General features: G+C 46.8%; 21 protein-coding genes. 12 read left to right on the top strand and 9 right to left on the bottom strand.

The window, feature by feature from the left end:
• Window positions 1–173: 173 nt before the first annotated feature.
• Genes H5715_RS12335 through hrpB form a run of 5 tightly spaced genes read left to right on the top strand, consistent with a single transcriptional unit; the run spans window position 174 to window position 6,369 of the window.
• Window positions 174–1,307, top strand: a complete 1,134-nt coding sequence (locus H5715_RS12335; RefSeq protein WP_246434782.1) for a mechanosensitive ion channel domain-containing protein — start codon at window positions 174–176, stop codon at window positions 1,305–1,307.
• Complete coding sequence (modA, locus tag H5715_RS12340; RefSeq protein WP_075187833.1) at window positions 1,300–2,058, top strand: molybdate ABC transporter substrate-binding protein; 759 nt, start codon at window positions 1,300–1,302, stop codon at window positions 2,056–2,058. The genes H5715_RS12335 and modA overlap by 8 nt, the downstream gene beginning before the upstream one ends.
• 12 nt (window positions 2,059–2,070) lie before the next feature.
• The gene (modB, locus tag H5715_RS12345) at window positions 2,071–2,751 is read left to right on the top strand and encodes a molybdate ABC transporter permease subunit (protein ID WP_075187834.1); all 681 of its coding nucleotides are present in this window, start codon (window positions 2,071–2,073) and stop codon (window positions 2,749–2,751) included.
• On the top strand, window positions 2,748–3,833 hold the full coding sequence (modC, locus tag H5715_RS12350; protein ID WP_075187835.1) for a molybdenum ABC transporter ATP-binding protein: 1,086 nt from the start codon (window positions 2,748–2,750) through the stop codon (window positions 3,831–3,833). Before modB ends, modC begins: the two co-directional genes overlap by 4 nt.
• Before the next feature lie 7 nt (window positions 3,834–3,840).
• Window positions 3,841–6,369: an ATP-dependent helicase HrpB gene (gene hrpB / locus H5715_RS12355; protein ID WP_075187836.1), complete on the top strand. Its 2,529-nt coding sequence runs from the start codon at window positions 3,841–3,843 to the stop codon at window positions 6,367–6,369.
• Here the strand turns inward: hrpB and H5715_RS12360 are convergent.
• The gene (locus H5715_RS12360) at window positions 6,366–7,085 is read right to left on the bottom strand and encodes a tRNA-uridine aminocarboxypropyltransferase (protein ID WP_075187876.1); all 720 of its coding nucleotides are present in this window, start codon (window positions 7,083–7,085) and stop codon (window positions 6,366–6,368) included. The two genes, hrpB and H5715_RS12360, sit on opposite strands and share 4 nt — an antisense overlap.
• Before the next feature lie 107 nt (window positions 7,086–7,192).
• Between H5715_RS12360 and H5715_RS12365 the strand changes: the two genes are divergently transcribed.
• Both H5715_RS12365 and H5715_RS12370 read left to right on the top strand, forming a co-directional pair.
• Entirely contained in the window at window positions 7,193–8,713 is a 1,521-nt protein-coding gene (locus H5715_RS12365) for a glycosyl hydrolase family 79 N-terminal domain-containing protein (RefSeq protein ID WP_083608240.1), read from the top strand.
• 86 nt (window positions 8,714–8,799) lie between these two features.
• On the top strand, window positions 8,800–9,315 hold the full coding sequence (locus H5715_RS12370; protein WP_075187837.1) for an O-acetyl-ADP-ribose deacetylase: 516 nt from the start codon (window positions 8,800–8,802) through the stop codon (window positions 9,313–9,315).
• 22 nt (window positions 9,316–9,337) lie between these two features.
• Here the strand turns inward: H5715_RS12370 and H5715_RS12375 are convergent, their stop codons facing one another.
• From H5715_RS12375 to H5715_RS12385, 3 genes are all read right to left on the bottom strand, one after another.
• Complete coding sequence (locus H5715_RS12375) at window positions 9,338–9,820, bottom strand: TlpA family protein disulfide reductase (protein ID WP_075187838.1); 483 nt, start codon at window positions 9,818–9,820, stop codon at window positions 9,338–9,340.
• Window positions 9,810–11,912 carry a TonB-dependent receptor plug domain-containing protein gene (locus tag H5715_RS12380; protein WP_075187839.1) on the bottom strand — a complete coding sequence of 701 codons (2,103 nt, stop codon included), beginning with the start codon at window positions 11,910–11,912 and terminating at the stop codon, window positions 9,810–9,812. Before H5715_RS12380 ends, H5715_RS12375 begins: the two co-directional genes overlap by 11 nt.
• 297 nt (window positions 11,913–12,209) lie before the next feature.
• Window positions 12,210–13,376 (bottom strand): PepSY-associated TM helix domain-containing protein, encoded by a 1,167-nt coding sequence (locus H5715_RS12385; RefSeq protein WP_075187840.1) that lies wholly within the window; start codon window positions 13,374–13,376, stop codon window positions 12,210–12,212.
• 141 nt (window positions 13,377–13,517) lie between these two features.
• On the opposite strand from H5715_RS12385, the gene H5715_RS12390 reads away from it, so the two are divergent.
• Window positions 13,518–15,608 (top strand): TonB-dependent siderophore receptor, encoded by a 2,091-nt coding sequence (locus H5715_RS12390; RefSeq protein WP_075187841.1) that lies wholly within the window; start codon window positions 13,518–13,520, stop codon window positions 15,606–15,608.
• A 244-nt stretch (window positions 15,609–15,852) separates the two neighbouring features.
• Here the strand turns inward: H5715_RS12390 and H5715_RS12395 are convergent, their stop codons facing one another.
• Complete coding sequence (locus H5715_RS12395) at window positions 15,853–16,746, bottom strand: AraC family transcriptional regulator (RefSeq protein WP_075187842.1); 894 nt, start codon at window positions 16,744–16,746, stop codon at window positions 15,853–15,855.
• A gap of 154 nt (window positions 16,747–16,900) precedes the next feature.
• Between H5715_RS12395 and H5715_RS12400 the strand changes: the two genes are divergently transcribed.
• Both H5715_RS12400 and H5715_RS12405 read left to right on the top strand, forming a co-directional pair.
• Window positions 16,901–17,743, top strand: coding sequence for an SDR family NAD(P)-dependent oxidoreductase (locus H5715_RS12400; protein WP_075187843.1), 843 nt, complete (start codon window positions 16,901–16,903; stop codon window positions 17,741–17,743).
• A gap of 529 nt (window positions 17,744–18,272) precedes the next feature.
• Entirely contained in the window at window positions 18,273–19,220 is a 948-nt protein-coding gene (locus tag H5715_RS12405; protein WP_075187331.1) for an IS30 family transposase, read from the top strand.
• 865 nt (window positions 19,221–20,085) lie between these two features.
• Here the strand turns inward: H5715_RS12405 and H5715_RS12410 are convergent.
• The 3 genes from H5715_RS12410 to H5715_RS12420 form a co-directional block, all read right to left on the bottom strand.
• A complete protein-coding gene (locus H5715_RS12410) occupies window positions 20,086–20,478 on the bottom strand; it encodes a hypothetical protein (protein WP_139309906.1) in 393 nt (130 codons plus the stop codon).
• A gap of 197 nt (window positions 20,479–20,675) precedes the next feature.
• On the bottom strand, window positions 20,676–20,963 hold the full coding sequence (locus H5715_RS12415) for a hypothetical protein (protein WP_075187536.1): 288 nt from the start codon (window positions 20,961–20,963) through the stop codon (window positions 20,676–20,678).
• A gap of 77 nt (window positions 20,964–21,040) precedes the next feature.
• Entirely contained in the window at window positions 21,041–21,457 is a 417-nt protein-coding gene (locus H5715_RS12420; RefSeq protein WP_185906526.1) for a hypothetical protein, read from the bottom strand.
• 176 nt (window positions 21,458–21,633) lie between these two features.
• On the opposite strand from H5715_RS12420, the gene H5715_RS12425 reads away from it, so the two are divergent.
• Window positions 21,634–21,864 carry a type II toxin-antitoxin system Phd/YefM family antitoxin gene (locus H5715_RS12425; protein ID WP_075184717.1) on the top strand — a complete coding sequence of 77 codons (231 nt, stop codon included), beginning with the start codon at window positions 21,634–21,636 and terminating at the stop codon, window positions 21,862–21,864.
• On the top strand, window positions 21,861–22,256 hold the full coding sequence (locus H5715_RS12430; protein WP_185906527.1) for a type II toxin-antitoxin system VapC family toxin: 396 nt from the start codon (window positions 21,861–21,863) through the stop codon (window positions 22,254–22,256). The genes H5715_RS12425 and H5715_RS12430 overlap by 4 nt, the downstream gene beginning before the upstream one ends.
• 187 nt (window positions 22,257–22,443) lie before the next feature.
• Here H5715_RS12430 and H5715_RS12435 read toward each other — a convergent pair whose 3' ends face one another.
• Complete coding sequence (locus H5715_RS12435; protein WP_075188201.1) at window positions 22,444–22,923, bottom strand: hypothetical protein; 480 nt, start codon at window positions 22,921–22,923, stop codon at window positions 22,444–22,446.
• Window positions 22,924–23,163: the final 240 nt, after the last annotated feature.

Consider the following 23,163-nt stretch of genomic DNA (forward strand, 5'->3'; position numbering starts at 1 on the left):
ACAGAAACCTTACACACCGTTTGCTTCGCTCAACGACGTAAACGGCGTGTAAAGCCCCATTAGACCAAACTGCACAGGCTGGACACTACAAGACATAACAGCGTTTATGTTTTATCCAGTAAGAGCTATCATCTCGCTTTGCACATAACAAAGGGAGTGTTGTTTTGGATATTGTGGCCTGGCTTATTCCGGAACTCAACCGCACAGAGCTGATCGCCCATGGGCTGATTTTTTTCATCAACATCAGTTTGCTGCTACTTGCCCGCCCCCTGCTGGGCATACTGGAGTCGGGAGAGCAAAACAAGACCACGCTACGTATCTTCCGCTCGGTCAACGTCATCATCCTTGTATTGCACTTGCTGGACTTTAGCGTACTGCGCTTTAGCGACCACTATGAACACGCTTTTATTAAGCTAGGGCTTAGCCTCGCCGCCATTTACACCTCGCTCTACCTATACAAACTATGTGAATTTTTCTCCCGTAAGCGATTTGGTAACGAAAGAAATATTGATGAGAAAAAGATATTTCTGGATACCTACAGCTCCAGGCTGGTTGACCTCCTCTGTTTGATTTTCATTATTATTCTATTGCTCTACACCCTAATCAAAATATGGGGTGCAGACAGCATGCTGGAAACGACCGGCATATTCGGTATCGTCGCCGCCTTTCTGGCCTTTACCAGTAGCACTTGGGCACCCGACATTATCAGCGGCTTGATTATTTTAAATTCCCGTATGCTTGAAGACGGTGATGTTGTAGTTGTAGATGGCTATCCAGACGAATATGTTATTAATAAAGTATCGCTGATTTATATTGTGCTTTACGATATACGCAATAATCACCGCACACTCATTCGCAACAGCCAGTTTATTAAATCGAAAATAGACAACTTAAGTAAAGTCGCATCAACCGATGGCTTACGTAAATCGCTGGTATATAAAATAGCCTATCCCGGACTCAAAGGCAGTACGCCGGAAGAACGCAGTGAACAAATTGGGCATTTTAAATCCCGTATTGACCGGATATTTAAAAAATCCTTCGAACTTTGTGTAAATAACAAGCCCCTCAAAATCAATCGAGATCGTGAATTCGAGTGGGCGTTAACCAATACAGGCGACTACGCCTTGCATTACACGCTATGGCTTTATTTAGAGCGTATTCCCGACACAAAGGTGACGTCAACGCTTCGTAAACATTTAGTAAGAACACTATATGAAGTAAACGATGCCGTTTTTACATCCGCAGAAATCGAGGGCGTTAGCTTGTCTACACCAGCCCTAAACGAAGTAACGATTCGCAATGCGTAATATTTGTTCGCTATTAATCATTACATATACTCTTTTTATCTCAGCAGGAGCCTATGCGGAAACTGCCCGTATCGCTGTGGCTGCAAATTTTTACAGCACATTAAAATCTCTTGTCGAAAATTTTGAACAACAGCATCCCCACAAGCTGGTAATTGTCAGTGGGTCTACCGGTAAGCTTTTTGCGCAAATACAAAACGGTGCTCCGTTCCATGCCTTTTTATCGGCCGACAGCCTGCGCCCAGAGAAGTTACTCATCAGTGGTCACGCGGTACCGAATAGCGATTTTTCATATGCGCGCGGCCGACTGGTGTACTGGGAGCCTAAAAAAGCGGCCAACTCAACCCCTCCAAAGTTCCAGGCAAAACAGAAAATTGCTTTGGCAAACCCCAAAATTGCCCCCTACGGTAAAGCTGCAACCTTTGCGTTGAAAAAACTCAATACCCAGAAAACAAAATACACCACTGTTTACGGTAATAGCGTTACCCAAACCATGCAGTTTATTGCCAGTGGTAGCGTTAGCAGCGGTTTTATCGCGATGTCACAAATATTACAAGTGCCTGAAAATAAGCGTGGTTATTGGTGGCAGGTGCCGGAGGATCTATATCCTCCCCTCCACCAGAAAGCGGTATTACTGAAAAAAGGAGAGGACAACAAAGCCGCAATTGCACTGCTCCATTATTTGCAGAGCCGCGAGGCAACTGCACTTATCAGTCAAATGGGTTATGCTACGGACACCCCTCAAAACGACTGAATAAACCCTTAGATGCTTGAACCGCTGGACACCACTCCCATCTGGCTGACCCTTAAACTCGCTGTAGTCACAACTTGGCTGCTGATTTTAATTGCCCTCCCTCTAAGTTGGTGGCTGGCACGCACACGCAACATTTTTAAACCCGTTATATCAACACTTGTCGCCATGCCTCTGGTACTGCCGCCAACAGTGCTGGGGTTTTATTTATTGTTGCTACTGGGGCCTCAGGGTTTTGTCGGGCAGTTTACACAAACAATCGGCCTCGGCACCCTTCCCTTTACCTTTGCGGGTTTGGTCGTGGCCTCGGTTATCTACTCGCTACCCTTCGCCGTTCAGCCATTGGAAAATGCGTTTAAGATCATGGGCAACCAACCCTGGGAGGCCGCAGCCACCCTGCGGGCCTCTCCGCTTGATCGTTTTTTTACCATTGCGCTCCCCTTGGCTCGCCCCGGTTTACTAACGGCTATCATTTTGAGCTTCGCCCACACCATGGGCGAGTTCGGTGTTGTACTTATGATTGGCGGCAACATTCCCGGTGAAACCAAAGTCCTCTCCATGGCGATATACGATCATGTGGAATCCCAGGAATATGCACAGGCCCACTGGCTCGCTGGTGGTATGCTGGCATTTGCCTTTGCCGTGCTGTTAAGCCTGCAATTTCTCGACAGGCACCAGCGAGGTCAGCACAAATGAACGACCTTCGTCTGCAATACGATTTCCATAAAGATGATTTTCATACAAGCGTTGATCTAACCCTCCCTGCGCAGGGTATTACCGCCATTTTTGGTGCGTCCGGATCAGGAAAAACAACGTTGCTACGTACTCTGGCTGGTCTGGAAAAAATTCAAAACGGGCACATACGATTTAAAAGTTGGGTATTCCAAAACGATAAACAATCACTTCCCGTACATAAACGCCCCATCGGCTATGTTTTTCAGCAGTCCAGTTTATTTCCCCATCTGAACGTGCGCAAAAACCTGCAGTACGGCTACAAACGTATTCCTGTCGACGAACATAAAATCCGTTTTGACGACGCGGTACAGCTGCTCGGTGTTGCCTCTCTATTGGAACGCTACCCCCATCAACTCTCCGGTGGCCAGCAACAGCGTGTCGGTATCGCACGAGCATTATTAACCAGCCCGCAACTGCTATTAATGGATGAGCCACTTGCTAGTCTAGACGCAAAGAGCAAAGCTGAAATTCTTCCCTATCTGGAAACCTTGCATCAGCAATTGGATATCCCCATTCTCTACGTCAGCCATTCTGTCGAAGAGGTAGTGCGTATTGCCGATCGCATGGTATTAATGGACCACGGGAAAATACTGGCCACAGGTCCGCTAAACGAACTGCTAACCGACCCCGCTCTGCCGCTTTCTCACCTGGAGGAGGCCTGTATTGTGACCGATGGAATTGTGACTCGACATCAGCCCGGCTTTCACTTAACCGAATTAAGCACCGATTTCGGCAGCCTTGTCATTTCACATCGCAATTTAGCGATAAACCAACCTGTTCGCGTAAAGATAATGGCTCGCGATGTGAGTATTGCCTTAGATTTTGCCGAGCGCACCAGCATCAGCAATATCTTACCGGTAACGGTGGAGGACTTTATCGACGGCCCCAACCCAAGCCAAATATTGGTAAAACTCCGAGCAAAAGGGTCTACCATGCTTTCGCGTATTACCCGCCGCTCTTTAAACAATTTAAAACTGCAAAAAAATCAAATCGTTTACGCGCAAATCAAAGCCGTATCGCTTATGCGCGATCAAGTTCAATAGCGCCACTATGCTCTCACCCGACAAGCATTTGCCCATTGCTGAAATAATGGCAGACATTATTAACTCTTTGCAGAAAAGCAACGAGCTGGTATTGGAAGCGCCGCCCGGAGCGGGTAAAACGACGACCGTTCCCCTTGCGCTAATGGACGCCCCTTGGCGCAAGGGAAACAAGATTTTAGTGCTAGAACCCCGTCGTGTTGCCGCCCGTGCAGCGGCCGAGCGCATGGCACAGCTATTGGGCGAAAAAGTGGGCGAAACCGTTGGCTACACTATTCGCCTCGAACGAAAGGTCAGTAAAAAAACCGTTATCGAAGTCATCACCGAAGGTGTTCTAACTCGCAGACTGCAATACGATCCCGAGCTAAGCGACACGGCACTCGTTATTTTTGATGAATTCCACGAGAGAAACATTCACTCCGATCTTGGCCTGGCGCTTTGCCTGCAAGGGAGAGATGTCTTTCGAGAGCCGGAAAACCCGCTAAAGCTTCTGGTCATGTCAGCCACCCTCAACGGCGAAGCCGTCTCCTCCTTGATCAATAACGCCCCACTTATCCGCAGTGAGGGGCGGAGCTATCCGGTAGATATTTTTTTTGGAAAAAACCAACCCCTGGGCGCTCCCGTTACCGACAATATCGTTAAAACCATTGAGCAGGCACTGCGGGCACAGGCTGGGAATATACTGGTATTCCTACCGGGCCAAAAAGAAATAAACGACTGCGCTAAGCAACTTTCGAGCATCGTTGAAAGTTCAGTAGCAGTACTCACCCTCCACGGCAGTATTCCACTGATAGAGCAACAAAAAGCGATTGCGCCGCTGGCTAAAACATCGCCCTACACACGTAAAATTGTGTTGGCCACAGACATTGCAGAAACCAGTTTAACCATTGAGGGCGTGAATATCGTTGTCGATTCAGGCCTGGCGAGAAAGCCACAGTTCGACCCGCGCACGGGTATGACCCGCCTTTCAACCGTGCGAATCTCTCGCGCCTCAAGCATCCAGCGCGCCGGGCGCGCCGGGCGACTGGCCCCCGGCGTTTGCTACCGGCTATGGAGCGCCGAACAGCAGTCACAACTACTTGCCCATACACCAGCAGAAATTCTGGAAGCAGACCTAACACCCCTCGTCATGCAGCTGCTGCAATGGGGTGTAACCGAGCCAAGCGAACTACAGTGGTTGGATAGCCCTCCTGCAGCGGCCTTTCAGCAAGCCCTGACATTGTTACAACAGCTAGGCGCAGTCGATCACAACACCCAGGCGCTAACACCGCACGGCGAAGCAATGGCAGCACTGCCGATGGAGCCAAGATTGGCGCACATGCTGGTCGCAGGCGCGCAGCATGGGCTAAAAGGCAAAGCCAGCAACATCGCGGCGCTACTGGGTGACAGAAACCCACTTCCGGGTACCGATATTGAAACGGCACTAAGTATTTTGGCCGGAGATATTATCTGCAACCAGCAGCATCAGGGTTGGCTGAAACGGACACGGCAACAGGCCAAGCAGTACCGTCAGCTTGTCCAGCAAAACGTACAAGCGCCAACAATTGAACAAAACGCACAAACTGGTTTTTTACTGGCCTGTGCCTTCCCCGATAGAATCGCCAAGAAGCGTGACAATAGCCGACACCAGTATTTACTCAGTAATGGCCGCTCCGCACGGCTTGGCGAACACGACCCGCTCGCTGGCAGTGAATGGCTGGCGATAGCCGAACTTGGCGGCCACAGCGGCCAAAGGGAAGACCGAATTTTTTCCGCTACCCGCTTGTCTCCCGTGCTGTTTAGTCGAGAGCTCCGGGAGCAAAAAAGTCAAAGGGAGATTATTGAGTGGCAGGACGAAAAATTAATTGCTGAAAAACAAAGCTGTATTGGTAAAATAATATTAAAGCGCAGCCCCTTAAAGGCTATTTCAGAGCAACAACGACAAGACGCCATTATTACTCTGGTCCAAAGCCTCGGCATCCAGACCCTACCTTGGGACAAAGACTTACGCCAATGGCAGGCGCGCATTATATTACTGCACAACGCCTTCCCGGATGCTCAACCCGGCTGGCCGGATATGCGTGATAAAACACTCACCGAGAGCGCGCACCAATGGCTATCGCCCTTCGTCAATAACATTAGCAAGCGCGCCGACCTAAAACGCCTAGATTTAAAATCAATATTGGAGTCACTTCTGCCCTGGCCACTACCAAAGCAGCTAAACGAATTGGCTCCCGAGCGCATTCAAGTTCCGTCCGGTTCGCATCTAAGCATCGACTACAGTCAGTCGCCCCCCGTACTAGAAGTAAAATTACAGGAAATGTTTGGTTGTAAAACCACCCCCACTATCGCCAACGGAAAAATTAAACTGCTGGTTCATTTACTCTCACCAGCAAGGCGACCACTGCAAATTACGCAAGATCTGGAGGGCTTCTGGAATACCAGTTACCAGGACGTAAAAAAAGAAATGAAAGGCCGCTACCCCAAACACCCTTGGCCAGACAACCCCTGGGATGCAGAGGCCACAAAATTTACTAAACGCAAAAAGCCGCCCGGTTAAATGTTATTTTTTAAGCGCCGGTGCAACTCAGTTTCTTTCGGCTGATAACTCCCTCGAGTCGCCAGGTAGTGCTGATTAAATAGTGCAAAATAATCCAGTAGTATGTCTGCCACAAACGGCTCCCCCGCCAACTGTAAACACAAGGCTCCAGCTTCTGCTGTGGATAGCTGATGTAAATGCTTGGATTTTCGTACCGCATAGCCACGCAGTAAAGACTCGGGAAAGCCCAGTAAAGGCAAGCCATCTAACCAGCGGCTCAGCGTCAACATTCGCCTGCTTTGTTTCCAGGTGCCATCCAGCAATATAAACGTATTGATCCTGTCATCTTGCGGCGGCGCCTGTGTACTCTGGTGGTTTTCAACCTCTTCGGGAAAGACAATAAAACATCGCCGGCTTGGATCTGCCAGCAGTTTCAGCAGCGTCTCTTCTGGCTCAGTTCGGCTCCAGCAGGCTACGTGAGTTTGCGCTGGCAAAACATCTGCAATTAGGCGTCCAGTATTAGTGGGCTTAAAGACCTCATTGCGATGGAACAGCAACAAAAATTCGCATTTGCTTTTTCGCTGGGGGCGGTAATCGCAAATACAGGCATAATCGGCCAACTGACAAATCTCACAGCGAACAACCGATTTACCTCTGGCGCGAAATACCCGCGAAGCCTCCGCAAGGCGCCTCGCTCTTAATTCAGAAAACGTATTTTGAAGACGAACACCCGCCACGACCACAACTCTCCCGCCTTATCGAAGGACAACACCAACAACAGTGGCTATTGTAACGCTTTTGCAACGAATCCCCTCTAGAGTTCAGACGTTTACTAAAAGGCCTTATGACCACCTTGTTACAGCAACTGAAAAAGCTAAACCCCTTTCGAGCAAGCAGAGCGAATACCTTAGCGCTGCTGGAAGAACAGCCCAAACCGGCGCTCATTGCGCTTGTCGAACCGGAGCCTGTCGAAACGGTGGACGCCCGATATCTGTCATTCTCGATCGATATTTCTGTACTCGCAGGTGGGTTCTGGTGGGAAGGCAGCAACGGTGTTAGACGTGGCCTGGGAACCCTAAGAGTGCCACCACTGGACTTAAACAGTAAAAAGCTGGATCGCCTGGTGCGAGCCCTCGGCCCCTCCTACCTGCGAGTCGGTGGCTCTGAAGCCGACAAAATACACTATTTTGAGAGTGATGAACGCGGGCTGGAGGTATTGGTTCTTTCGAAAAAAATGTGGGATTCGCTGCATCAGTTTATACAACGCAACAACCTTAAATTTACCTTTACCTTTAAGTACGGACTGTTCAAACGCAAACAGCAGGGTGAATGGACCGGTACTGAAATCCAGAAATTACTGCAATATTCCAAGGAACAAAATTACACCATCGACGTGTGCGAGCTGGGAAACGAGTTAAACGCCTATTGGGCCTTTCACGGCTTGCGCTCCCAACCCGGCGCCAAGGACCTTGCCCACGATTACGCGACCTTCACCCAGCTGGTGCGCCGCTACTACCCCAATATCCGCATTTGCGGCCCCGGTAGTGCCTTCTGGCCGATACTGGGTGAAACCATCAAACCTTTTTCCAATATCACCAAAAAATTTCTTGAAAGCCTGCGCACAGAGCTGGATATTGTCGATTGGCACTATTATCCCTTTCAGAGTGAACGCTCACCCGTGCGAACCCGCACCGCAACCATAAACCGTGCTCTCTCCAGCAAATCGTTTGAAACCTTCGGGCACTACAGTAAACAACTACGCCATATGCGCGATATTCATCAGCCAGAAGCCGAATTGTGGACGGGTGAAACAGGCTCTGCTCAGTGCGGTGGCCAACCCAAAATATCCGACCGCTACACCTCCTGCTTTTGGTGGGCAGACCAGCTGGGCCAGGGCGCCCGGCTCGGGCAGAAGGTGATGATTCGCCAAAGCCTTATCGGTGGCGACTACGGTATGATCGACCGCCTAACCCTGAAACCACGCCCCGACTACTGGGTAAGCTGGCTGTGGGGGCAACTGATGGGGGAAGACGTTTACGAGGTAGCAAGCCAAACGCCAGACCTACGGACGTACTGCCATAAGCATAAAACCAGTGAAGATCTCTGCCTGCTCGCTATCAATATTTCAGAACAGAACATCACACTTAACGCTCACGGCTTTGGCCCCGTTGTCGCCACCTATGCCCTAACCGCTAAAAAGTTAACGGCCAAAAAACTCTTTATTAACGGAATGCGCCCCGAATTCAAAAAAGGTGAAGTTTCCCTGGATGACTTTCCACAAGCGGAGTTCAGCAACGTGCTTCAACCCTGCTCTATCAACTTCTGGCGCATAAACAAACCAAAAAAGCGAAACGAGGGTATCTAGGCTACAATAACCTCCCTCAAATCAGGGGCTCTGAATAAAAAGTATTTAAAACACTCTCATTTCACTCGGAAAGAAGGGGTACAGGCATGACAGAAATACTTGTACAGCAAACGGATATCACAACTCTTAACGTCGATGTGATTGTTAATGCGGCCAATAACAGTTTGCTTGGCGGCGGCGGTGTGGATGGTGCCATCCATCGGGCGGCAGGACCTGAACTTACCGAATACTGCCGAGATATCGGCGGTTGCGAAACCGGCGAGGCGCGCATAACACCCGGCTTTAATTTAAAAGCCGCCCATATTATTCACACCGTAGGGCCGGTGTGGCATGGCGGGCACCAGGGGGAACCTTCACAGCTCAAAGAATGCTACCAAAGCTGTATGCACCAAGCGGAAAAGCATCAACTCAAATCAATCGCCTTCCCCTCCATTAGCTGCGGCGTTTACGGCTATCCACACGACCAAGCCTGTAAAATCGCAGTCGAAACCGTGTGTAAATTTTTAACTCATACGGACGCGATTGAGAGCGTAATTTTTGCTTGTTTTAGCGACGAAATGGTCGACCAGTATCAGCAGGCACTAGCTGTCAGAAGATTATAGAAAAGACCGCTCAAGTTATTACCTACGCACACAAAGAAGGAAAAAGTTTCTGCAGCTCTTCGTAGGGCTTATAGCCACGAAGCGTTGTAACTATCTGACCTTCGGTATCCACGACCAACGTCCAAGGCGTTGCGGCAACGCCATCCAGTTTTGCCAGCCACTTCTGCGAGGCCGCCAACGCGGGGTAGCTGACTTTGGCTTTTCGTAGCTCCCGCCGCAAACGTTGCGCACTGCCATTAATGCCAATGGATATAGGCTGTAAATGGCTGTGACACTCGCGGCTAATGCGGTTAAGCGTTTTCATTTGTCGATAGCACCAGCCACAATCCGGCTCGAACAAACTCAGTAACAGGGTTTTTCCGCGGTACTGCTCCAGGCTAGCGGACTGATTGTTTTTCAAATCCATGAAAGGGTCGTTATAGGCAGAGGCCCATACCTCGGCATGTAAACCGCAGCCAAGCAAGGCGATAAACGCGCACACGCGCAATTTACCCCTAGAAAACATACTTCACACCCGCGTATGCTTCACGCCCACGCAACGGCCCGTAAATATGAGCCACATCGTAACTGCCCGCATCGTAGAACAGCGGTGTTTCCATATCTTCCACCTGGGTATAGTCGAACAAATTGGTTGCGCCGATGGCAAACTGCCAGTGATCACCAAGCTCTTTCGATACACGAATATCTACCGTCCAATACGCATCGGCAACTTGTTGCTTAATATCGTTTCCAGCAAGGTCAAAGGTGGGGTGCTCGGGCGTTCCATATTGCGAAAGGTTACGACTGCCCACCCAACTGGACGATGCAAAAATATCCCAGCCATTTATATCCCAATCCAAGCTCAACACTAATCGCTTCTCCACAGGCACGACACCATAGGCATTTTTAAAGTGATGGTTGTAGAGAATATTTTCCGCCGTGGCCGCGATATTTATCTGTTCACTAACGGCATAGTTTAGAGCAACGTCTGCAACCCACGCCTTTGCCGTCTCCTGCATTTGGCTCAGTACCGGAACACCCATCGCATTCGTCCCAAGCGAAGCCAAATTATCTAACTCTGTTTGAGCTAAAGAACTGGTTGCACTGAATTTATTACCTTCAAAGCTAAGCGCATAGCTAAATGTTTCCGAACGTTCCAACTGACTAATTTGAATATCGAAACCCAGCTCTCCATCGAGAATACCGTGGTCGCTCTCAAAGAATGATAGAGGCGCACGATAGCCACGACCGGCTGAAAAACGCGAGGTCCACTGGTCATTATGTGTAAAACGCATATCCATTCTGGGGGATAACAGAGACTCATCAATTTCCTTGCCCGGCTTTTGTGGATCAACAAAATCGGCCACAACATTATCGAAACGCAAGGCAGAGGAAATCTCAAAGTTTTCCGTTACTGTCCAAGTGTCTTGAAGATAGAAACCGCGGGTGTCGTAATCGAAACTGTCGGAAATATAATCCGGGCTGTCGCTGTTACTTTCAGATTTCAACTCTTCTACTCGGGTATCAACACCAAAGGTAAGCAGATGCTCGTCATTTAACGCCAAGTTTGCACGAACATCACCATAGGTCATGCCGTTGTCAGCACTGTAAAAAAAGCCTTCGTAAAAAGAATCCTGCGTATGCTGATTCCGGGAAGCGCTGAGCGTAATATTTAAATCGGCATTAAATTCGTGCACCCAGCTTAAGTACAACTCATTGCGTTCCGATTCAATCCACTCAGCAGTCTCCCAACTGCGGCCAATATAACGATTGCGGACATCGTCCGATAAAAATAGGCTGGACGATTGCCAATCGGGGTCAGAAAAATAGTCAGCTTTAACGTCGTCAATATTTTTCCCGGCCGGACCACCAAAAATTTCAGATTGGGTGTTATTAACACGCAACTGAATATTATTGCTATACCCAAAATCCTGTGAGACAAATAGCGTTAGCGAGCGATTTTCTAAATCTGGGCTTTCACCTACACCATTATCATCACCATCGTACAAATCGCGATTATCGTATTGACCAAGCGCAGTAATGCGAGTTGACTCATCGTTAGCCACCAGCGTAGCAACACCCGATACTTGTCGATAACCATTGTTGCCGCCGACAAGATTCAGTTCGGCACCATTATCCTGTGCCACCTTCGTAACGAGATTAATCGTGCCGCCAATGGCCTCTGGTGCAATTAGTGAAGCTCCCGCCCCGCGAGCGACTTCAATACGTTGCAATCCCACGGTGGCTGCGGCATCCAAACCATAAAAACCCGACATCATGGTGTAAGTGGGAATACCGTCCACCAAAATCGTCGTGTGCTCACCGCGCAGGCCATTCAACATCACCCGCTTTACACCGCACATAGAGCACTCGTTGTTCACCCGTACGCCCGGGGCCTCACCAATGGCTTCAGTCAAATTCGTGGCGTTTGCTTTCTCGATAGAAACACTGGAAATGACTTCGGTTTTTTGAATAACGTCTTTTAACATGCCCTTTTGATAAAGCCGCTCACGAACACCGGTTACGGTCATTTCCTCAACAAGGGCGTCGTCTTTTGAATCGGCAAAAAGAGGCTGACTGCAGCTGGCTAAGGCCGCAACAAAGAGAAGTTTACGCACAAGCTACCTCGGCAAAGAAAATGCCGGGAGAAACTCCCGGCCAAAAAGGACTGTTCATGAAGGGCGATTGCATGAGTATTGATGCGAGCCGTTCGACCTTATTAGACAGGAATCACGAACACACAATCATGATCTAAATCATAATTGTTATCATTTCACTGAAGAGCAAGAAAGGAACGGGCAGCTTAATATTTTTATGTGCTCAACGCGTATTTAATCGAACGCGCCCTTTAAACAAGCCCCCAAACATACTGAGCTGGAATAGCCAATGGCTTAACAACCATCCGCTGAAAACCTCTACCTCGCGTAAACAGCGCGACCTCTTCTCGCCGTTCGTTTACGAATCCAGATAACAACTCCGGTTACGGACAGGCCGGCGACAGCAAGCCCCAAGAGAGAGACGATGACCCTCCCGGTAACCCCCAAAATACGGCCACTGTGAAGCGGAAACTGCGCCTGCATAAATATATCGCCAGCACTGCCCTGGCCGGGAATAGTCGCCCCTAAATATCGACCGTCTTCAGCACTGAAATATAACCAGGGATTACCCAAGCCTCCGTCCCCGTGACCATTACCCGGCTGAAAAAAACCAACGCCGTATAAATTGAAATCGCGGGAGTAAAATAGGCCGCCCAGGGGCGCTTTTAAATCGAGTTTTTCCGATTCACTCATGGCCAAGTTAACCGCCTCTTCGCGAGTAATCGTCCTCGATGACTTTTCTTTAGGCACAGCACTTTCAAACGGACTCGGCGTCAGAGGGGAAATCGCATTAACAGCGGGCCTGACTACCTGAAACCCCAAGTTCATTGATACCGAAGTAACGGCGAGTATTAACATAAACATCCATAGCCACACGCCACCCGAACGGTGTAAATCAAAGTTGAGCTTGTAGCCCCCGGATTTAACCCGAAAGGCAAACGACTTACGCCAGCTGCGTCTGGCGGGGAACGAAATCCACAGCACCACAAAGCAATCGATCACCCAAACGATACCGACAATACCCATAAATAACACACCGGCTTCCACTCCGCCCATATCGGGAATATGCATCGAGTAGTGCAGCTTATACAAAAACGGCAGCAAGTTTTCCCGAGAAAGAGACGCCTCGCCCCACATGCGTTTCGCTTGAATCACCCCACTACCAGGGTTAATTGCTAGCTGGTTGTAATCGAGATCCTCTTCCGCCGAGCGCCCCTGTACAAAAACATTCAAGGCGTGATCTTGCTCAACCGTGAGCGGCAAGAAAGTCACGACCAATTCCGGAGAGTCCTCCTCCAGCTGGTCTGCCAACGTCAGCGCGGAAGCGCTATCCCCCGACCAGGACGAGCGGTACATCTCTGGATTAAGTGCAGCGTCAAGCTCGTGATCCCACGAAATAAACGCGCCGGTTAAGCCGGAAACAAAGAGAAAAACAGCCATAAACAGGCCAGACCAGCGGTGTAATACAACTAAAAACGAGCGCATATCGATCTCAAAAAAAGACATAAATAAAAAAGAGAGGGAACTTGATACAAGTCAAATGATAATGCTTATCATTGACATCGGGGTTTTCGGTGCTATATTGGCGCTGTTTTCTTTTCACGTCAACTCTATCTGGATGCACCTATGGACACATTTCAACTGCCTTATAAGAGGGCGGCTTTAGCCTGCGCGATCACTTTATGCTTCAACCAACAGGCGACTGCGCAGCAGGAAGAATCTGCCAATTTCGATATTGAAGAAATGCATATTATCGGTCTCCGTGAAGAGCGCATCAGCAAAGGCGCGATCGGCCTAAACCTTTCTCTCTTCGACACACCGCAATCTGTCAGCGTTCTCGATAGCGCCTTTATTGATGGTTTCGCACTCAACGATGTAAACGAGCTGCTTAAACTCGCCGCAGGTGTGAATGTTGACGAAGTGGAAACCGACCGAACCTATTACAACTCACGCGGTTTCGATATTAAGAGCATGCAAGTAGATGGCCGCGGACTGCCATTTAACTGGAATGTCGTAGGGGATCTGGATACCTCAATTTATGACAAGGTAGAAGTGGTTCGAGGAGCAAATGGCCTGCTCACCGGAACCGGAAATCCGTCGGGTACAATCAATTATGTGCGCAAACGCCCCACAAATAATTTTCAGGCCGAAGCCAATGTTAGCGTCGGCTCATGGAGCCAACGTCGCGTGGAAGCCGATATATCTACACCGTTTACAACGTCCGGATCCTGGGCAGGCCGGGTAGTAATAGCAGATCTATCCACCGACACACATCTGGATAACAACAGCAAACAGCGCCGTGTGTTTTACGGTATTGTCGATGGTCAAATAGCCAATAATGCCACTCTTAGCGCCGGCATCAGCAAACAAAAAGCACGATCTGAAGGTGTACTATGGGGCGCCCTTCCGCTGCAATACACCAATGGTGAGCAAGCAGAATATGGCGTTTCTGAATCGACCACAATGAACTGGACCTATTGGGAAACCGATAACACCAACCTGTTTGTAGAACTCCAGCTAGAGCTGAGTGACTGGCAATGGACAACCACTATTACCCACAACGAATACGAAGAACCCTCTGAACTCTTTTACGTTAACGCTTCGCCCGGCTTGGACGCAGAGACAGGAACAGGGCTTTACGGATGGCCGGGGAAATACCTCAGCACCGTCGACCAAGATATGGTCGATTCAACATTATCAGGGAGCTTTGGCTTGGGCGGCCGCAATCATGAACTGGTGCTAGGCATTAACCTAAGTAAAGCCAGTAATGGCTACCTGGACTATATTGCGCCAGCCGAGCACCCGGCATGGGGCGCACTGCCCGCATTTCCCGGCTGGAATGGGGATGAAATATCTCGCCCGGAATTTGGCGCATCAACAATGGCCTCAGACTTTGACATCGACACCCAGCGTTTGTATGCGGCATCCCACTGGAACCTGAGCGACAGCATAAAACTGATTGCAGGAGCCAATTTTATTGACGCCACCTCCGAAGGCTACAGCTTTGAAGAAAGAATGGACTGGAATGCATCGGAAACCAGCCCCTACCTAGGCTTAACCTATCAAGTAACGGAAGGTGTAAACCTTTACGCAAGTTACAGCGATATCTACGAACCCCAGGCTGAACTAAACGAACAGCTGCGCAATATTGGCCCAGCGGTCGGCACCAGTAGCGAAGCCGGATTAAAGGCAGAATTATTCGAGCGACAATTACTCACCAGCATTTCCATCTTCCGAGCGGAGCAGGAAAACTACGCAGAATCCGCTGGTTTTGATACCGACTCAGGGCTCTCTTATTCCCGAGGCGTAGAAGTCAATTCTCAAGGTTTTGAACTGGAAGCCAGCGGGCAGGTTAATCAAGCATTGCAAATCACTGCCAGCTATACCCAATTAGAGCTTGAAACACCCGAGGGAGAAGAGGTTCGCACCTACGTACCGCGTAAAACAATAAAGCTATCCGCACGCTATAGCCCCATAGAAAAGCTGACGCTCGGCACCCACATGCGCTGGCAGAACGAAATTTACACTGGCGACATTACACAAAGTAGCTATGCCCTATTTTCGGCCTACGCAAGCTACGACCTGTCGGAACAGGTTAATATTTCGCTTCACGCGAACAATATAACCGACAAAAAATATCTAACCAGTCTGTACTGGGAACAAAGCTACTACGGTGCCCCACGAAATATTCAACTGCGTGCAGCTTACCAATTTTAAAAAGCTGTAAGCACCGCAAGAGCAGGTAAATCACAATGGTCGAACGGTATTGTAATCCAACGCCGTTCGACTAATTAGCACCACTAACAAAACGCAATAGCCTTATTTTCGCGCCGAAACCGATGCAACCCCGAACCTGTACCGCTTTAACAGATAGTAAATTACGAATCCGCTATAGGGGTGCAGGTCCACATAGCAGAAAAACAGTCCGGCAAGATGCGCTTGTTAAGTTTTCTGGCATAACCTACCAGAAGCGAGCGCCGCTTTTGAGACGCGCAGAATCATGCTTAGGCGGCAAACCAAACTGTTTTGAATACTCGCGACTAAATTGTGAGGGCTCTTTATAACCCACTTCGAATCCGGCCTCTGCGGCTTCAAATCCATCCACCACCATAAGACGCCTTGCAGCCATCAACCGTAAATGACTTCTGAAACGAATAGGGCTTGTTCCAGTGACAATTTTAAAATGCTTATGAAAAGTTGACTGCCCCATATTCGCAATCTCGGCCAGCTCATTGGTAGATATTGATTCTGTAAAATGGTCTTCCAACCATATCATCGCTTTTCTGATCCGACGCAATCGGCTGCCTGCCGTCACCATCTGAGTAAGAACAGAATGAGATTGCGGACTTTGCAGTAAGCGCCAAATCAGCTCTTTTTCGACTAATGTAGACAAAACAGGAATATTTTGTGGAGATTGGAGTGTTTCTGCCAGACGTACCACAGTATCCACTAATTGATCGTCCATCGCGCCCAGTTTTAAACCGGAGGAGCTGCCTTCACTGTCCCTCATTTCTGCACATAGCGCGATTAATTCCGAAACTAACGCAGAATCCAGATCCAGCCGAAGGCAAAGATACGGACTATTTTTTGTTGCTTTTGTGACAGCGCCAAAAACCGGCAGCCGCATCGAGCCTAATAGGTAATGCGAAGAATCGTAATGATAGGTCTTGTCGCCAATTCTAGCTTCTTTCACACCCTGTGCAACCACACATATCGCAGGCTCGTAAAGTACCAGTTCAGATACGGTAGGTATAGAGGATCTTATAATGTAGACCCGCGGAATTAGTGTTTGAAAAACACCGTCATCACTCGAAAAGTCAAGTAATAGCTTAGTTAAGTCACATATTTTGCGCATATATAAGCATTCCCGCCCAGCATTGTTAGATTTTGAAGTATGAATAAAATATAGAGGATCATATAAGAATCAAAGGAAAGAATCATACTGGCTACTTTCTCCTTGAACCTACAATAACTACCTCTACACACAAATGAATACAGAGGTTCAATGTATGAAAAAAACATGGTTCATCACAGGTACATCTCGTGGTATCGGGCTCGAAATTACCCAAGCGGCTCTCGCATCTGGTGACAATGTCGTGGCCACCGCACGAAACGCAACAAGGCTTCGGGAGAAATTCAGTGTAGACAAAGAGACGCAGCTCGAATGTATTGAGCTGAACGTAAACAACCAAGCTCAAGCGAAAGAAGCGGTCACTCGATCAATAGAACGGTTTGGTGGTATTGATATCTTGGTTAATAATGCTGGTTTCGGTCAGCTGGGTCACTTTGAAACAGTTGACCAGTCGGCAATTGAAAAACAATTTTGTACTAATGTTTTTGGTCTAATGCACGTGACCCGCGCTGTATTGCCAGTTATGCGCAGGCAGCAATGTGGGCACATTCTAAATTTATCATCGATTGGTGGAGCACTTGGCTTTGATGGAGCTTCTATCTATTGCGCAGCAAAATTTTCTGTCGAAGGATTCTCAGAAAGCCTAGCGCTGGAAGTGGCTCGCTTTGGTATCAATGTCACTATTGTTGAGCCCGGTTTTTTTCGAACAGACTTTTTAGATGAATCTTCTGTAAGTTACGGACAAATCGAGTTACAAGACTATGTGAACGTCGCTAATGCTCAAAAATCACAATACGATCAATATAGTCATACACAACCAGGAGATCCGAAAAGGCTGGCCCAACTCATTGTAGATACTGCAGGAACAGGTTCAGTGCCACTCCGTCTTGTCGTAGGTACCGATGCACTAGCGATGACTCGAGATACCCTAAATAATCGTATGAAAGAATTAGAGCTATGGGCTGAGGCCTCAGTAATAACAGACCATCAAGAAGCATAGATCGCACCTCTTTATTTACTGGAGCCTAAAACTTAACGCCACTACAAGGTTCCACCGAAGTGGCGTGGATTTTTGTGTAAAAATTTTCGAAACAAATACACAAAAAAGCGCGTAGCTTCGGTGGTGCGTCGACTTGATAGCCTTGTATAGATAATTTCCCATACTAACCGACTCTAATTAAATTGGGAGTAAAGTAAAAATCTAGCGGTAACAATTAGTAACCCACCCATTAACTGATTGAATAACTTCAACTTGAACTCACTATTAAGAAGCATCGTTACTTTATCACCCGATACAGACCAAAAAAAAAGTGAAAAATAACATACTAGAAAATATACCAATGAAAACGTTAGAAATACCTGATTATTACTCGGGTCTGAAAACAAGGAAACTCCTGCCACACATGCAACCCATGCCTTAGGATTTAACGCCGAATTCGCAAAGTAAGTGCAACACGCCAGCTTCTTCCTTTATATAGGGTGAACTGGGATACTCATGGTTTTTCTCGACCAGCAAGAAGAGGAATATCATGACATACCACCAGCTCACCACCGATGAAAGATATACTATAGCTGCCTATCTAAAGCAACGAAAATCACAAGCATTCATTGCTCGCGCCCTAAATAGAAGCCCTTCAAGCATTTCCCGTGAGTTAAAAAGAAATCGTCGGCCAGATGGAAAGTATTGTGCCGCCCGTGCTGTAAAGCGTACTTCTCGCATCCGGCGAGAGTCCCGTCGAAAATGGTACTTCACCGATATCGAGCTTCAAATGGTTATTGCGCTAATACGTCTAGACTGGAGCCCGGAACAAGCATCTCTATGGCTCAAGAAATGCAATATTCGATCCATTAGCCACTCAACTATCTATCGCTATATTTGGTACGATATTTTTTACCTGGGCGATCTCCATAAACACTTGCGTCAGTCTCAAAAACAACGTCGTAAAAAGTATAGAAGCCCTGATTCTAGAGGCGTTTTGGCTAATAAGGCCCATATTTCTGAGCGACCAATAGGTGCAGAAAACAAGTCTCGTATAGGCCACTTTGAGATCGACACTGTTCATGGATCTAGGGACCAGCACTCAATCGTCACGCTGGTCGATCGAAAGAGTAAATACACCATTATTGGTAAAATCAAAAACCGCACTACGGATGAATTAAACCGCAAGGTAATTCAATTGATTGCAAAAGAGGTTAAACAGGTAAGGTCGATCACCTCCGACAACGGAACTGAATTCCATCAATACAAAAAGATAGAAGAAGCGACTAACGCAACATTCTATTTTGCCAACCCATATCACTCATGGGAGAGAGGTTTAAACGAAAACACAAATGGACTTATACGACAATATTTACCTAAAGGTGAATCAATGAAAAATATCACTCAAAAAGATTGTGACAAAATTGCAATGAAACTTAACCGGCGAACAAGAAAGTGTTTAAATATGGAAACACCGGAGGCAGTCTATGTACGTTAGTCAATTTCGTTGCACTTCATTTGATAACTCAGGGAGTCAAACAGCCAACAACAAACTGATTTACTAAGCCAAACTATATTGTTGTTCTTTAACGATTTAGTTTGGCTGGTATAACTCGCACCGAGAACGAACACTCTTAACCTCAAATTATGGCGGCCGACAGGCGGCATTTTAGCCTAAAAGTGACTCCACAAAACTCACAGAAAACTCAGTGCTCAATTGAAACACGTAAAAACCTTACGACTAACTACGAGCGCTTATAACGTTGCCAGAATATGCAATTGTGGAAACACGAAGCGTTGGAGCAATTGTCATATTGCTGGCCTTGTTAAGTGGCGGAATACTCTGACGCCAATAGTTACTAACAATATGTACGTAGCTACAGAAACAATATAGTACGAAAAATGAGCCACATCCTCATGACCAGCCAGCCCCACTATTGTATACCCAATAACAACACCACCTATTATTTCTAAATAATTGAGCTTTAGCTTATTAAATTTATTCTCTATTAGAACTACAAAAAATGAAAAACACCAAAAATCACGATGTTTAGTGGCAATTCCATAAACCAAAGTAATAGGCGCGCTAAGGGCCTACAAGTATCAACGTCAAAATGCGTTCGACATGGGCCAATAACTGGCTCCAGACTTACATTTATAAAAAGATACTCGAATAATACTGGGAAGAAGACTGCATACCACAGCAAGCTCAATGCGCCCAAAATAACATTCATAAGAGACACTTAACGCCAAGCTCACCTGAAAATATTGCGGAGAGCGTTTTTGTGTAAAATGGAGCTACGCGACATACACAAAAACAAGCGTAGCAATATTTGTCAGGTGGAGCTTTTTGTTATGTGCTTTTAGCATTTTGTTAGCCTTATAATTGCTACAACAGCACCCACGAATGACAGCAATACCGGCAGTAGATATTTCCAATTTAAAAGCAAAAACGATTTCAATGGTGTTTTTCTATATCGTGCCTCTTTCAGGCCAAAGGGACTGATCGCATAATATTCATTTGAAATATTTTCCACCAACCCTCTAACTTCAGCTTCACGAAACCATTCATAAATATGCTTTTTTACGATTCCGTTATCGCACTTTTTTAGCGAAGGAAAATATTCTAACAAGCCAACATAAATTGAACTAAATCTATGCTCAAAAATAAATATTTCTTCTTGGCCATACTCAGCCGTCAGACATTCTAGCAGCCCAAGTAGAAACTCTTTCTCTCTTAAAACTACTATACTCATTTGCATATTCTCGCAGGCACATAACGCCAGTGTAAACGGCAAAAGGTGCGAAGCAGCTTTTGTCCGGTGGAGGCACGTAGTGCCGGAACGAATTTGACACTTTTGTTAGTAGTCTTCATCAGAACTCCACCTTTCTTCTTAGAAGTCTTCAATTAATCCTGCTTTTTGCATGGACATAACAAAGGGTAAGCCATCTCCTACAAGATGACTTCCATCATCTCTTTTTGCCCATCATTTGGCGTGGCAATAATAGGTAAATCAAAACACTCTTTATGAAACTTGATACTTTCCTTGCCAATTCCTCGATGTTTTATATTTTCAAAGGATAGATCAGTCAGATGAAAATAGTCACTCTCACTATCAAAATTTAATGTAATAGTTCCTTTCTTCCCATCATCAGTCACAGCAAGGATTTCTTCACCCTCATCATTGATGCTAATAACAACTTTGGAGCTGTCTATGAGCTGGACTGTTTTGTTGAACACGGAACTCTCCTTGACTACTAACGCCAACAGCAAGCGCGCCGCTTTTTGGCGTCGCCTTGCCTGTTTTTGTTAGAGCTTTATTGTTGCGCAACATAAGCAACCTTCAATATCCATATTCCAAGTAAAACCCCAACACCCATTGCCACCGGGGAGAGAAGTACTGGGGTCAACCCTCCCGAACGAAAGTACGCAGCTATCAAACCACAAATGCCACTCACCACCAAAACTACCGCCGCAAACTGAAAGAAGTGCTCTGGGTGTGAGAAGTCCAGCGGGTTTGATTCCCAGCTTGAAAGCTGGATTTCCAACTTCTTCCTAAGGATAACTTTTAATATAAGCAATCCAGCAACAACTATGCATGGGAAAAACAACAGCCCGACAATGACCGGGTCCCACCCAATCTCATCCCCAACCTCGGAGTACGATGTATCAAACATCGCTCCAACCGAGGCGACGATAATCAAGATGATTTTAATAGCTGGCCAAATTTTCATGTGTAGCTCTAACGTTGCTATAACCTGCCGCCAATGTGGAACTGGTTTTTGGGCAAAAATGGCCTTAGGCCATGCCCAAATACCAGCGTAGCATTGGGCGTCAGGGTTTATGGCTTTGTTATGCATTTTACGCTATATTGTACAGCTTAATTGTACAACTAACGAGCGGTACGGCTATGCAAACTGTAAATATTAGCGATTTTAGAGCTAACCTATTGAAATACTTAGAGAAGGCCAACGGCGGCGAGCAAATAAGCGTTACCACCAACGGTAAGCTAATTGCCACCATAGCGCCCCCTATAAACCAAAAGCAACTGGCCCAACAGCAATTAGAGCTACTGGCTAAAAGCGCCAAGATTACTGACGTTGTTGCACCAATAGACTCAGAGTGGGACGCGAATATATGATTCTTCTCGATACCTGCGCTGTTATATGGGATGCCCTTGACCGCCAACAACTTACAGATAGAGCTTTAAGTGCCATAAACAAAGCGGACGAGTTTAATGCGCTTATTATTTCCGACATTACTATCTGGGAAATAGCAATGCTCGTACACAAAGAGCGGATTAAAATAGACACTACCGCCTCCAACTTTGTAAATTTGTACCTGCAAACGAGAAATATTTCAGTCATTCAAATTTCTCCGGAAATTGCAGAACTGTCTGTAAGTCTCGGACCAGAAATAAACAAGGACCCCGCCGATAGAATTATTTCCGCCACATCAATAATTCAAAACGCTCAGCTCATAACCGCAGATCAAAACCTTATCTCAAGTGAGATAATTGATACGCTCTGGTGATGCATAACGCTTTTGTCAGTTGCGTTTTGGTTGTAGTGGAGTTTTGGGGTAAAGTGGCGTCGCCACCCCTAAACGGAGCGTAGACCAAAACGTCAACTGGACAAACTTGTTATGCGAGCCGAATTCATATTTTCAGAAACGTACACAGCAATACATTTTTTGACCTGTACGATATTATCATTCTCCCCTAAATATTATCTCTTAACGGTTGGTTGTATCGGCTATTTTGGAGTCTTTCTTTGGGAGTGCTTTTTTCCTCGAATTTTCCAAATTGCATGTTATATGTTATGTAATTACCTGAATCGACAGAGTAAAACTGTACTATATAAATGCCGCCTGATTTGACATCACCACTTATTTTGTATTCACTCTTAGCATTAATATAGTCCTCCAGGCAGCCATTTAATATTCCTCCCAGGTTAAATATATACTCACCAGGCTTAGCTGTTATCGAGGTATAGCCACCAAAACGCAGACTCGCAACCTTTTCTGAATTAGCGCAAAATAATCTAGGCGGATAGGCTAAACCATCAAAGCTGAAGTTTAAAAAATAAATCGTAGCATATCCCTCTGGGGCAGCAGGAGCTGGTTTAAATTTTGGTCCAGTAGCACACCCAAGGAGTGCCAACGCAAATATTATTAGCGTAGTTTTTAAAATTCTTACCACTTCAAAACCTCTCTTAGTACTTTTTCTATATACTCTTTGTCAAATATTGTTTTTACTATTGCGCATATATGTACACCGCCCATCTAAAAAGGCTACATATAAGTTTACTCTAGTCTATTGTTGTGCTTTTATTTATTGAGCCTCAACTAGAAGCATAACGCCTTACTCAGCTGCGTTTTGGTTGCAGTGGAGCTTTGTGCAAAAATGAGCGTAGCGAATGCACTAAGCGGAGCGTAGACC

This window comes from Teredinibacter haidensis (assembly GCF_014211975.1).
Lineage (GTDB): Bacteria > Pseudomonadota > Gammaproteobacteria > Pseudomonadales > Cellvibrionaceae > Teredinibacter > Teredinibacter haidensis.